General features: G+C 40.3%; 7 protein-coding genes. 6 read left to right on the top strand and 1 reads right to left on the bottom strand.

The genetic code is table 11. The features are described from left to right. Positions 1-17 precede the first annotated feature (17 nt). From AC04QZ_RS12145 to AC04QZ_RS12135, 3 genes are all read left to right on the top strand, one after another. Complete coding sequence (locus AC04QZ_RS12145) at positions 18-3,194, top strand: efflux RND transporter permease subunit (protein WP_086548782.1); 3,177 nt, start codon at positions 18-20, stop codon at positions 3,192-3,194. Positions 3,195-3,204: 10 nt separating this feature from the next. Then, positions 3,205-4,605 carry an efflux transporter outer membrane subunit gene (locus AC04QZ_RS12140; RefSeq protein WP_086548781.1) on the top strand — a complete coding sequence of 467 codons (1,401 nt, stop codon included), beginning with the start codon at positions 3,205-3,207 and terminating at the stop codon, positions 4,603-4,605. 431 nt (positions 4,606-5,036) lie between these two features. Next, entirely contained in the window at positions 5,037-8,567 is a 3,531-nt protein-coding gene (locus tag AC04QZ_RS12135; protein WP_478357972.1) for a T9SS type B sorting domain-containing protein, read from the top strand. Here the strand turns inward: AC04QZ_RS12135 and AC04QZ_RS12130 are convergent. Beyond that, positions 8,564-9,574 (bottom strand): PorP/SprF family type IX secretion system membrane protein, encoded by a 1,011-nt coding sequence (locus tag AC04QZ_RS12130; RefSeq protein WP_478357971.1) that lies wholly within the window; start codon positions 9,572-9,574, stop codon positions 8,564-8,566. The genes AC04QZ_RS12135 and AC04QZ_RS12130 overlap by 4 nt on opposite strands. Before the next feature lie 279 nt (positions 9,575-9,853). On the opposite strand from AC04QZ_RS12130, the gene AC04QZ_RS12125 reads away from it, so the two are divergent. From AC04QZ_RS12125 to AC04QZ_RS12115, 3 genes are all read left to right on the top strand, one after another. Beyond that, on the top strand, positions 9,854-12,745 hold the full coding sequence (locus tag AC04QZ_RS12125) for a DEAD/DEAH box helicase (RefSeq protein WP_086548777.1): 2,892 nt from the start codon (positions 9,854-9,856) through the stop codon (positions 12,743-12,745). A gap of 113 nt (positions 12,746-12,858) precedes the next feature. Next, positions 12,859-13,245 carry a GxxExxY protein gene (locus tag AC04QZ_RS12120; RefSeq protein ID WP_478357970.1) on the top strand — a complete coding sequence of 129 codons (387 nt, stop codon included), beginning with the start codon at positions 12,859-12,861 and terminating at the stop codon, positions 13,243-13,245. Between the two features lie 124 nt (positions 13,246-13,369). Further along, positions 13,370-13,687 carry a YgaP family membrane protein gene (locus AC04QZ_RS12115; RefSeq protein ID WP_086548776.1) on the top strand — a complete coding sequence of 106 codons (318 nt, stop codon included), beginning with the start codon at positions 13,370-13,372 and terminating at the stop codon, positions 13,685-13,687. Positions 13,688-13,691 lie beyond the last annotated feature (4 nt).

Genomic DNA, 13,691 nt, shown 5'->3' with positions numbered 1-13,691 from the left:
TGTAATCCATATTAATTATGTTTAAGAAATTTATAGACAGGCCCGTTTTATCAACAGTTATATCCATTATAATTGTAATATTAGGTGTATTAGGCCTTGTAACTTTACCCATCTCGCAATACCCCGAAATTGCACCGCCAACCGTTCAGGTATCGGCTTCGTACCAGGGGGCAAATGCCGATGTGGTAATGAGTAGTGTTGTTGTTCCGCTGGAAGAACAGATAAATGGTGTGGAAGACATGACCTACATGACTTCCAGCGCCAGTAACGATGGTACTGCAACCATTACCGTTAACTTTAAACTGGGCACGAATGCCGATTTAGCGGCGGTTAACGTACAGAACCGTGTAGCCAGAGCAACCAGTTTATTACCTGCAGAGGTAACCAGATCGGGTGTAATTACAGCAAAAAGACAAGCGAGTAACTTGCTTATTTTTGCCATTTACAGTGATGATCCATCATACGATCAGAAGTTTTTACAGAATTATGCCAACATTAACATCATCCCAGAGATTAAAAGGATTAGTGGTGTGGGTGATGCAAGTGCATTCGGTACTTTAGATTATACCATGCGTATCTGGCTTAAGCCAGAAGTAATGGCCGTTTATGGCCTGGTACCAAACGATGTAAGTGTAGCGCTTGCTGAGCAAAATATAGAAGCTGCACCAGGTCAGTTCGGTGAACAGGGCAATCAGGCTTTTCAATACACCTTAAAATATAGTGGCCGTTTAAAATCGGAAACCGAGTTTAGCAACATCATTATTAAAGCGGATGCAAACGGACAAATTCTTCGTTTAAAAGATGTGGCCAGAATAGAGCTTGGTGCACAAAGTTATGCGAGTTATGTAAAGTTTAATGGTAAACCTGCTTTAGGTATTGCCATTAGTCAGACAGCAGGTTCGAATGCGAAAGAAGTAATCGAAAATTCGATCAAAACTTTAGATAAAGCAGCAACATCTTTCCCTAAAGGTGTTCACTACGAAACGGTTGTTAACGTAAATAACTTCTTAGATGCCTCAATCGAAAAGGTAATTCACACCTTAATCGAAGCATTTATTCTGGTGTTCCTGGTGGTATTTATCTTCTTACAGGATTTTCGTTCAACTTTAATCCCGGCAATTAGTGTTCCGGTAGCTATTATTGGTACCTTCTTTTTCCTGAGTCTGTTCGGCTTTACCATCAACCTGTTAACCTTATTTGCATTGGTACTGGCCATCGGTATCGTGGTGGATGATGCCATTGTGGTAGTGGAGGCGGTGCATGCCAAGCTTGATGCAGGTTATAAAGATCCTAAAAAAGCAACAAAAGATGCGATGGATGACATTAGTGGTGCGATTATTTCGATTACACTGGTCATGGCGGCGGTATTTATCCCGGTAAGTTTTATCCAGGGTTCATCAGGCGTATTCTATAAACAATTCGGTTTAACACTGGCTATCGCAATTATTTTATCCGCGATCAACGCTTTAACCTTAAGTCCGGCATTATGTGCCATGTTTTTAAAACCACATGCAGAGGATCACGAAAAAAGCAAAAATTTCTTACAACGTTTTTATACCGCTTTTAATACTTCATTTGATGCCGTAACGCAAAAATATAAACGTTCGGTAGGCTTTTTGGGTAAAAAGAGATGGTTAGCAGGATTAGGAATTGCTGTTTTCGCGGTGGTGCTGGTATGGATTATGAATACTACGCCTAAAGGTTTCGTACCAAACGAAGATTTGGGAACAGTTTTTTCTGACATTTCATTACCACCTTCTACTTCACAGGAAGAAACGGATAAAATTATTGTAAAAATCAATGATATTGTAAGTAAGGTACCAGAGGTAGAAGCTACATTTAGGGTTGTTGGCCGAAGTTTGATCAGTGGTTCAGGTAGTTCTTATGGTATGGTTATCGCAAGGCTAAAACCATGGGATCAACGCAAACGCGATGTTAAAGCCATTATTGGTGAATTATTTGCAAAGGCAGCCGGTATAAAAGGTGCAAAAGTCATTTTCTTTGCTCCGCCAACCATTCAGGGTTTTGGTACCGGTGGTGGTTTCGAATTCCAGTTGCAGGATAAAACCGGTGGCGATATTAAAAAATTCAACGAAGTAGGTAATGCGTTTTTAGGGGCTTTGAGTAAACGTCCTGAGATTCAATATGCATCAACCTCATTCAACCCGAATTTCCCGCAATATCAGATTGATGTTAATGTGGCGAAAGTGAAACAGGCTGGCTTAACCGTTAGCGATGTATTAGGTGTTCTACAAGGTTATTATGGTGGTGTTTATGCCTCAAACTTTAATAAGTTTGGTAAACAATACAGGGTAATGTACCAGGCAGATGCCAAGTACCGTGCCAACCAGCAAAGTTTAACCAATATTTATGTTCGTAATTCAAGCGGAACCATGGCACCGATTTCTGAGTTTATTACGCTCGAAAAAGTTTACGGTCCACAGGCTATTTCACGTTTCAATTTGTATACTTCAATTGCGGTTACGGGTAACCCTAATGCAGGTTTTAGTTCTGGTGACGCCATTAAGGCCATTCAGGAAGAAGCGGCAATCCACCTTCCAACAGGTTATGGATATGAGTTCTCAGGTTTATCACGTGAAGAAGTAAGCAGTGGCAGTCAGACGATTTTCATCTTCCTGCTGTGTGTAATCTTTGTGTACTTCCTGCTTTCAGCACAGTACGAAAGTTATATCTTACCGTTGGCAGTATTGTTTTCACTACCCATTGGTTTGGCTGGTGTATTCATCTTCGATAAGATCTTTGGTGTAGACAATAACATTTATACACAAATTACCCTGATCATGCTGGTTGGATTACTCGCCAAGAATGCCATTTTAATTGTAGAGTATGCGGTAGACAGGCGACGAAAGGGAATGAGCATTGTGAATTCGGCTATTGATGGTGCAACTGCACGTTTACGCCCGATTTTGATGACCTCTTTTGCCTTTATCCTGGGTTTATTGCCTTTAATGTTGTCATCAGGTGTTGGTGCAGCAGGTAATACCTCAATTGGTACCGGAGCTGTAGGTGGTATGTTAATCGGTACTATATTCGGAGTATTTGTAATCCCTGCCTTGTTTATTGTTTTCCAAACCTTGCAGGAAAAAATAAGTAACAAATCTCCATTTGAGGAAGGCATTGATCGCGAACAAACAGAGGAAGAGTATGAGTTAGCGACTAACCATCCACATTAATTTGAAAATCATGAAATTTAGATATAAGCATTCCATATTAATCGGTTTAGCCATCCTCAGCCTAAGCGCCTGCGTAACTAAAAAGTACGAGCGCCCGCAGCTAAAGAGCGAAGGTTTATACCGTGATAACAATACAACAGATACAACCACTATTGCCGATCTGCAATGGAAAACGTTGTTCTCGGATACCACTTTACAGTCGCTGATCCAACAAGGAATAAATGAAAATTTAGACCTGAAACAGGCGATCGAGCGTATTAAAATAGCCGAGGCTACCTTAATACAAAGCCGCGGGGCATTATTACCCAGCTTACAGGCTGATGTAAATGTAACCGACAATAAAGCTTCGGCAGCAGCGCAGAATTTTCCGGCAGGGATTAACATCAATCTGGAAACCCAAACTTATAAAGCACAATTGAGTACCAGTTGGGAAGCTGATATTTGGGGAAAATTAAGCAGTGCAAAACGTGGCGCTTACGCTACTTTATTACAAAGCGACGCAGCAAAACGCGCTGTTCAAACCCAGTTAATTGCCACCATTGCCAACAATTATTACACTTTATTGGCGCTGGACAAACAACTGGCCATTACCGAGCAAACCATTAAGGTAAGAACGCAGGATGTTGAAACCATGAAAGCCTTAAAACAAGGAGCTGTAGTTAATGGTGCAGCAGTGGTACAGAGTGAAGCCAATTTATACGCTGCTCAGGTAACCTTGCCCGATTTAAAAAGAAGCATTAAAGAAGCTGAAAATGCGCTTAGTGTTTTGGTTGCTAAAGCGCCAAATGCGATTAACCGCACGACCTTAGATCAACAGACCCCTTACGCGAATTTACAAACCGGCGTTTCTGCACAATTGTTAAAAAACCGTCCGGATGTGATAGCCGCTGAATTTGGGTTCCGATCAGCTTTTGAAAACACAAACGTAGCGAAAGCTTACTTTTATCCTGCTTTAACCATTACTGCAGCAGGTGGTTTATCAAGTTTGCAATTACAGGATTTCTTCAGCAAATCGATCTTCTATAATCTGGTTGGTGGTTTAACGCAGCCCATTTTTGCAAAAGGAGCAAACAAGGCCCGCTTAAAAACAGCTGAAGCTAATCAGCAAATTGCTTTTTATAACTTTCAACAAACATTGTTAACCGGTGGGCAGGAAGTATCAAATGCATTGTATGCTTATCAAACCGCTTCAGAGAAAGAAGAAACAAGGGCAAAACAAATCGCTTCTTTGACCAAAGCAGTCGATTTTACCAAAGAATTATTACGTTACAGTTCGGCAACAAACTATACGGATGTATTAACTTCAGAACAAAGTTTGTTAACAGCTCAATTAAGTGGTATTAACGATCGATTACAAAAACTACAGTCGGTTGTAAACTTATACCGTGCATTAGGCGGTGGCTGGAAATAAAAAATAATTAACCAATTTTTAAGGCATTCTGGGTTTCAGGATGCCTTTTTTGTTTTAGGCTGATTTGCTTTCGCTCCTTAGAAAGGAGGTAAACTAGTGTTTGTAGAACCCTCCTCCCTACGGAGTAACCATCCTACAGATCATGAAACCTTCCCACCTATGGAGGCACGAAATCATTAAGGTCATGAAAGCTTCCCGCCGTAGGGAGCGAGCTTTCATAACTACTTTGAAACCTCCCTGCCCTGCGCAGCGCGAAATCAAAGTAAAATAGTGGAATGCGAAAATTTTCTAACTTGACTATTTCACATAAACCCATTTCTAAACCAGTATACGTGTGCCAACTATTTTTAAGAAAAATAATGTAGGTTTGTTTCACTAAAACGCTAGCCACTAAATAGTTTATTTGTATTTTGGCTGTACCAAACAATTTTATGCGCTTCTCAAAACTTCTAGCCCTCTTTGCCGGCTTATTTTTCTTTAGTAATAGCTACGCCCAAACTTATGTAGTAACCAGTAATGCCGATAGCGGTCCTGGTACGTTAAGGGAAGCATTGACACAAGCCGCCATAGCGAATAGAGTAACTACATTTACCATTAACTTTAATTTACCGGGTACACCTAGCGACAACGCTAACCGCACCATCAGGTTGCGTTCAGCACTACCTATTGTCTCTTCAAATGTAGTTATTGATGGCACCTCTCAGGCAGCATGGCCGGCACTTGGCGTTTCAGGAGCCAAGGTAATTTTAGAGCCAGAATATCCTAATTCCACATTTTCGGGGCTGGTAATTGGCCAGTCGTCATCCACGCAGGTCCAAACTACAGGGGTTGAAGTTTATGGTCTGTACATCAGGAATTTTGCCACCATTAATAATTTACAAAATGTAAATATGGCGCAAGGCTCGGGAATTGTGATCGATTATCGTGCAAATAATATTACCATTGGGGCACCGGGGAAAGGAAATGTTATTGGAGGAAATATTAACGGTATCATTGTTCAGAACAACTTTTTTTTCACCACCATCACGGCCACCAAAATCAAGATCCAATCGAACTTAATCGGGGTGATATACGATGGAATAACCCCCAATACAAATGTTTTTGGTATTTCGGCCAATTTATACGATAGTGCACTGGATGTTGGAGGAGATAATGCTGGCGAAGGGAACGTAATTGCCGCAAACCGGATTAATGTTGACATCACGCGATCATCCTACTCCACTAACGCAAGGTTTGATGTTAATGTGATCAATAACAAAATCGGGGTTGATTATACGGGCAAAAAAGATTTCCATGACTTACCGATATTTCTTTCTTCTTCCGCTTTAGAAATTGCAGGTTTAAAAGTTAACGCCATCAATACAGCACTTTATGTGCGGAACAACATTATCGGAGGAAACAGAACTACAGGCGTTTCGATTACCAATTCAGACTTTATTCTAACCGGTAATGCCATAGGCACCGATGCCGCCGGAACCGTGGTAATGGGTAATGGTATTGGCGTAAAAATAGAGTTGGGTGCAGGCGGAACTATTGGTGGGGCAACACCAGCTGAAGCGAACTTAATTGCGAACAACAATTTCGGTGTCGAAACGGTGTCGTCAAAGCCTGTAAAAATTACGAGAAACAGTTTCTTTTGCAATAAAACGTTTGGGATCGGAAAAACATTAAGCATACTGCAACCATATATTCAGGTGCTAAAAAAACGCAGCGATTATGTTTCGGGTAAAGCTACCCCTAACTCAGAAGTAGAATTATTCTATACCGTAAACTGCCAGGGTATTTGCGAAGGCAAAACCTATATTGCAACCGTACAAGCCGGTAGCGATGGCCGCTGGGAATACAACGGAAACCTTAGCGGTATGGTTACCGCAACAGCCAGTTTGTTAAATGCCACCACCTCTCCTTTCTCTACGGCTGAATTATTACCAAATGAAGCTATAGTTGAGCCTGTAACCTGTAGTGCTAACGGATCAATCACCATTCCCGAAGTGCGTGAGGGATTCACTTTTAGCTGGGTAAAAATAGAAACCGATGGTAGTCGCGTACCTAAAGGGAATACACAGAGCATCTCTAATTTAGATGTCGGCACTTACGAAGTAACTGTTGATGATGGCTGTAAAGCATTCCCATCGGTGTTTATCATCAAAGATCAAAAGTTAACCAAACCTGCTATCCTGCCGGTTTCGCCTGCGTGTGGACAAACTACTTTTACCTTTACCGCTGAGGTTTTAAGAGGGAAAGGTGTGCTAAAATACGAATGGATAAATGCGGCAACAAATGCTGTGGTAAGCAGAAGTAACCCCGCTAGTTTACCTGAAGGTACTTACTTCGTAAAAGTATCGGATGAGGCAAACTGCTCATTAGATTCTGATCCGATAACGGTTAAAAGGAAACCTCAACCTAAAATTGGGAATCCCACTAAAACTACTTCTGCAGCATGTGGTAAAGAAAACGGGGCTATTGTAGGTATTACCATTACAGATGCAACGGGTACCCTAAGCTACAAATGGTTTAAACGTGATCCGATCACAGGGATTTTAGGTACAGATGTGGTATCAACTACGCTGGATCTTGAAAATGTAGGAGGCGGTAACTATACCTTATCTGTTTCTGATGAAGGTCAATGTTCGCCAGTTTCTTCATCTTTCTTTATCGGTACTTATAGTGATGTTGCCATTAACGGAGGAACAGTTACACCAGCCCGATGCGGTGTTAACAATGGTGTTATTGATGGTGTGTCGATTACCAATGCCGATACCTATGAGTGGTTAAGCCCAACCGGACAAAGCATTAAAAAAGGACCGTACTCGCCCGGAATGTCTATAAAAATGATTGACCTTGCACCAGGAACTTATACCTTAAGGGCCAGCAATTCGCTATATACCTGCACTTTAGACAGACCTTTTAGGGTGGATGCATTAACACCAACGGTTTATACTTTTACACCAACCGTTAATAATACCACCTGTGAACTCATTAACGGAAGTATCAACTTAAACTTCAGTTCCGTTCTTCCAACATTGTTTAAATGGGTAGATGAATCAGGCGCTACAGTTGCCGGAGCAACCAAAACAGGGAACATTATTGAACTGAAAAATTTGCCGGGAGGAAATTACAGAATGTTCGCTTATGATGTAAACAATTGCGAAACAGTTTTAGGACCTTATGCTATTAATATTACGCCAAAACTAAACATCGTATCCAATACTGCAACCGTAATTAAAGATGGCTGTACCTTACAGAGAGGTTCTGTTAAAGGCATTCAGGTAATTGGTGGTGTACCAGGCTATGATTTTAAATGGATAAACGAAGCTGGCGAAGCCGTTCAGTATACCCAGGATCTGATTAATGTTGGTGCAGGTACCTATCGCTTAGAGGTAAAAGACAAAACATCTTGTGGTTATGCGATCAGCGAGGCTTATACAGTAGTAGACGAACCTTTTAAAATCCTGGCTCCTATCATTAACGACCTACGTGTTTGTTATGTTTCTGATATCGTTTTACCTGTAATTGCACCAGAAGAAGGAACTTACCAGCTCTTTGAAAAAATTGATGATACCAAACCGTTTTTAGAAAACACCAACGGGATATTTAAATTTAAAGTCGCCAAAACAGCCGATTATTTTGTGCGGCGAAAATTGGGTTCCTGTACCAGCGAATTTACCAAAGTACATGTAGAGGTAACACACGACAATTTAGAGGTTACCAATACCATGACCCCAAATGGTGATGGGATGAATGATGTTTGGCAAGTGAGGGGTTTACCAGATTTTAAAGGCACCAACATTAAAATTTATACCCGGGGCGGTCAATTGGTGTACGAATCAATCGGCAATTACACCAAACCTTTTGATGGCAGGTTTAGGGATAAGGAATTACCGGCAGGTGTTTATTATTATGTGATCGATTTGCGAGCCGAATGTAAACCATTGGGTGGTAGTATAACCCTTTTACGTTAAAACTGCCTGCTCGGGCAAACTACCTGATAACGGTTATTTAATAAAATACCCAGCACAATTTCGTGCGTGCCATTATTTACCGAGCGTAAACCTGAGGTATTTACATCATACGAATAACTCAGGTTTACTAACGATGCAATGTTAAGCCCGGCCAGAAGTGAAAAAGAATCGTTGTTCCTGAAACTGGTTCCAACCCAGAATTTATCCTGATAGGCAAATTTCAAATTCGCATCAAAAGTAGCCGGAGAGTTGGCCCAATACGAAATCAAACCAGACGGGATCATTGCGATATCCTCATCCAGAAATATTTTATAGCCCGCGGTTCCGTAAAAAGTAGCCGCTTGATATGGGCTGGTTTTAACTTGGTTATTGACAATGCTGCTTTTATTTCCGATAAGCTGTTTTGCCGAAACACCAGCAAAAAACCTTGGGCTATACAGCCAAATACCTGCACCAATATCGGGTCTGATTTTATTGTTGTAATCGGCAGAGAATAAAGGATCACCCGACTCGTCAGCAATAATTCCACGCACATCAACACTGATTGATTTAAATCCGCCAGATAAACCAACTGATAAATTTACTTCGTTTGTAATACCCAAATGATAGGCATAGGTTAAGTTTACATTGGTCTGCCGAACTAATCCTGCTTTATCAGTCATGGCCACCAGGCCAATTCCGTGGTGAGGTTCTGCTGCCGTATAGCTGTTTACAAAACTTCTGCTCATTGGATTATCGCCATTCCCGGCAAATGAGTTTACATTGCTCCGAACAAAATCTTCGCCAATAGCGGTACTTAAAGAAAGGTATTGCGTACTTGGCGCACCTTCTAATCCACTCCACTGTTTACGTAAACCTATTTTTAAATCTGTGTAATTATCTATTCCCGATAGTGCAGGGTTCAGCAAAATATTGTTAAAAATATATTGGGTGCTCCGGGGGATTTCTTGCGCATAGCTACAAAAATGTAAGCAGGCAAACAGAGAGAGCGCGTAAAAAAATTTCATTTAAACCTTAGTGATGCGTTAATGGATTGATAAAGAAAGCCTATCAATACAAGGACTAAGATAATAAGTTGTAGCCAATTATAAAGTATTAATATTTATCTGCCCGTTAACTTCAAATAGCGCTCCATCCAACAGCAGCATTTACGCGTTCTTTAAGATTTCCAGAAAAAACTGATAATTTTTATTTCAAAAACCGATACTTCTTTTGATGTAACCTCAAAATATTGTAAGTTTAAAGTTTTTTAAGCGCTTAGCTTAGAAAAAATTTTAAACCAATCAATGTTACGTGTCGATAGTTCTAAAGCCTGTAAAGTGGTGTACTCTTTGTGCAAACATGAGTACTTGGGCTATTTAATTGAACCTCACGTTGTTCAGCTCAATCCACAAGGAGATTTTTCTTTTACCTATCAACGGATTTTCACACATACCGCAGAAGAATTTAATGCCTGTTTAAGTGATATTGATTATAAGCTGATCAAGATTTTAGATGACATTGAGCAAGACTCGCTGATTAAAAAATATTACAAGAAACTAATCAGGCCAACTGAGTTTTTCACTAAAATTTTCGACAATAAATTTTACGAAAATGTTCGCCCTAAAATCGAAAAGAAACTTGCCGAAGCTTTAGAGCTTTTAAAGGTTAAAAACGAGCTTTATGTAATGGACAAAGATGGCTGGCCGGTAGAACGTAAAATCGAACTGGCCGATGAACCCGCCTCTATTCTTTTTCATTTCCGCCGAAATGAAACGGAAACACGTTATTTCCCGACCATCAAGTATCAGAATCTACGCATCGAATTTATGTTTAAAGAAGCGCAGATTATCAGTAACAAACCTGCGTGGCTATTGCTTAACGATGTACTGTACTTTTTTGATCAGGATATTGAAGGAAAAAAACTGCAACCCTTTTTAAATAAACGCTTTATTGCCATACCCAAAACAACCGAAGCTACTTACTTTGAAAAGTTTGTTGCCCCTTTAATTGAAAAACACCATGTGTACGCCGAAGGTTTCGAAATCAGAACCGAACAGTTTGAAGCCACACCTGTAATTAAAGTTTTGTATGTGGATGGCGGACTTTCTCAGATTCAGTTGTACTTTAAATACGGCGAATATATTTTCCCTGTAGAAAATGCGCATAAAGTAACCGTACGTTTAGAAAAAACGGCCGATAACTATATTTTCCACCGCATTAAACGTTCGGCAGAATGGGAGAAAAAACAGTTCAATCTGTTATTATCATTAGGATTAAAAAAAACAAGCTCGCTGTTTAGCAACCTGGAAGTGATTTCAGCTGATGAAAACCCGAGTTATGCAGCCATTAATTGGGTAAACGAACATATCGAACTTTTACAGGCAGCAGGTTACGAAATTGAACAGGCTACAGGCCAGAAAAAATTTGTTTTCGGTGCCAGCAAAATAGATCTTGAAGTTAAAGAAGGAAACGATTGGTTCGATATCCATGCCGTGGTATGGTTCGGAAAATACCAGATTCCTTTTCTTTCGCTAAAACAACATATCCTACACAAAAAGCGGGAATTTTTATTGCCCGATGGCGAAGTGGCCATTATTCCCGATAAATGGTTTACGCAATATGGTAGTTTGTTCAGTTTGGCAGAGGCCGGAAAAACGCTGAAATTAAAGAAACACCATATCGGTTTAATCAACGATTTGGCCGAAGATAGTTTAGCTAACGTGACACTCGAACGTAAATTGCAGCGCTTATCAGATTTTGAAGATATTGCCGATACACAAATGCCTGTTCATTTTAAGGGCAGTTTACGCGATTACCAGAAAGCCGGTTATAACTGGTTCAGCTTTTTACGCGAATACAATTTCGGTGGTTGTTTGGCCGACGATATGGGTTTGGGTAAAACCATCCAAACATTAGCCATGCTGCAAAAAGTGAAGGAAGACGATCAATTGCTTGAAACGCAAACGACCTCGCTCATCATCATGCCTACCTCTTTAATTTACAACTGGTTAACGGAGGCTAAAAAGTTTACACCAAAGCTTAAAATACTGGCACACACGGGTACCAACCGAAATAAAGATGTAGCCAATTTTGCCAATTACGATATTATCATTACCACCTACGGTGTAACCCGAGTGGATGTAGATGAACTGAAAAACTTTTATTTCAACTACATTATTCTTGATGAAAGTCAGAATATTAAAAACCCGGCATCAAAATCGTTCAAAGCCGTGAGAAGCTTAAAATCGAAACATAAACTGATTTTGAGCGGTACACCCGTAGAAAATTCAGTAAGCGATTTATGGTCGCAGTTAACCTTTTTAAACCCGGGTTTATTGGGTACGCAGGCATTTTTCTACGAAGAATATGTGCAAGCGATAGAAAAGAAAAAGGACGAAGAAAAAGCGCGCAAACTACAATCGATTATCAAGCCATTTGTACTCCGCAGAACCAAAGAGCAAGTGGCGGCAGAATTACCACCTAAAACGGAACAGGTAATTTACTGCGACATGAGCGAAGATCAGGCTGCTTATTACGAGAAAACAAAATCAGCCTACCGCAACGATTTATTGCAGAGCATGGACGATGGAACTTTCGCGCAGAAACAGGTGCAGCTTTTACAGGGATTAACCGCCTTACGCCAGCTGGCCAATCACCCCATAATGATTGACGGGGCTTATGTTTCAGATTCTGGAAAGTTTGAAAACGTGATCCACACACTGGATAATGTGCTTAAAGGTGGACATAAGGTTTTAGTATTTTCTCAGTTTGTAAAACACCTGGATATCTTCAAAAAACATTTTGAGGCGGAGCATATTCCTTTTGCTTATTTGGATGGTGCAACGCGTAACCGTGGCGAAATTGTTTCCGAATTTCAGCAGAACACCGAATTAAAGGTCTTCTTAATCTCCATAAAAGCGGGTGGTGTGGGATTAAACCTAACCCAGGCCGATTATGTTTTTATCCTCGATCCATGGTGGAACCCTGCAGTAGAACAACAAGCTATCGACAGAACGCACCGTATTGGGCAGGATAAAAAGGTTTTCATTTACAAATTCATCGCAAAAGATACCGTTGAAGAGAAAATACTGGCCTTGCAAAACCGCAAAAAATCGCTTGCCAACTCTTTAATTACCACTGAAGAGAGTTTCTTTAAATCGCTCAGCAAGGAAGATATACGTGATATTTTGAATTAATCACCAGAAATTGCCACAGAGGCACGGAAACAGGATTTGAATTCTTTTATAGATTCAGTACTTTTAGCTACATCCCAAGTTAATAAGTTTAAATTGTTATTAAATCACTTGGTATGGAAATCCGGCAATCAAACTTCCCGTTAAAACACGAAACAGACCTGATTATTAATGCAGCTCTAGAAATCCATAGTGATTTGGGATGCGGCTTCCTTGAAATTGTGTATAAGGATGCATTGTGTATTGAACTAAAAAACAGAGAATATTTTTACGAAAGAGAAAAATTATACCAGGTTTATTACAAAGGTATTTTATTACCACATAGCTTTTATGCCGACTTTATCATATTCGATTCGGTAATACTAGAAATCAAGTCAAAAAGCGGCATCGCGAACGAGGATATGGCACAAACCCTAAATTATCTCCGATGCTCAGGGTGTAAAGTTGGACTCATTTTAAACTTCGGAAAGCCATCCCTCGAAATTAGACGTGTTGTTTTATAACTCATTAATGAGTAAAGTTTTCCGTGTTGATCTGTGCCTCCGTGGCAAATGCCACTATTTAATTTTCTTTTCAAAACTCAATTCCCTCTTACTTGTTATACAGTAGAACATAAATTCTACCATCATGACAAATCAAGATTTTAATACTGCTGTAAATAACGTTAAAGAAGCCTGGAAGTATCCGGAATTATTCGAAAACGTTTCAAAATCTGAGCGCTGGTTATCTGGCGCGGCAGGAACATATTTACTTTTTAAAGGTATCACCAGCATTTTTTCGCATCCGGTAATTGGTTTAACCGGAGCCGCAATTGGTGCAGGATTATTGTACCGCGGCATTACAGGTTATTGCCCAATGCGCGATTTGGCAGAACAGCGTAGTGCAGACATTGCTCCTGATGAAGTAATTATTAGCGAAACTTACGTTGTTGACGATTTGGGGTAAAATT

The sequence above is a fragment of the Pedobacter folensis genome (assembly GCF_056490665.1).
The sequence above is the reverse complement of the archived record's forward strand: the minus strand, read 5'-3'. Positions and strand labels throughout refer to the sequence as shown.

Coding starts and splice junctions, on each gene's coding strand:
- AC04QZ_RS12145 (WP_086548782.1), top strand. CDS start 18: ATGTTTAAGAAATTTATAGACAGGCCCGTTTTATCAACAGTTATATCC.
- AC04QZ_RS12140 (WP_086548781.1), top strand. CDS start 3,205: ATGAAATTTAGATATAAGCATTCCATATTAATCGGTTTAGCCATCCTC.
- AC04QZ_RS12135 (WP_478357972.1), top strand. CDS start 5,037: ATGCGCTTCTCAAAACTTCTAGCCCTCTTTGCCGGCTTATTTTTCTTT.
- AC04QZ_RS12130 (WP_478357971.1), bottom strand. CDS start 9,574: ATGAAATTTTTTTACGCGCTCTCTCTGTTTGCCTGCTTACATTTTTGT.
- AC04QZ_RS12125 (WP_086548777.1), top strand. CDS start 9,854: ATGTTACGTGTCGATAGTTCTAAAGCCTGTAAAGTGGTGTACTCTTTG.
- AC04QZ_RS12120 (WP_478357970.1), top strand. CDS start 12,859: ATGGAAATCCGGCAATCAAACTTCCCGTTAAAACACGAAACAGACCTG.
- AC04QZ_RS12115 (WP_086548776.1), top strand. CDS start 13,370: ATGACAAATCAAGATTTTAATACTGCTGTAAATAACGTTAAAGAAGCC.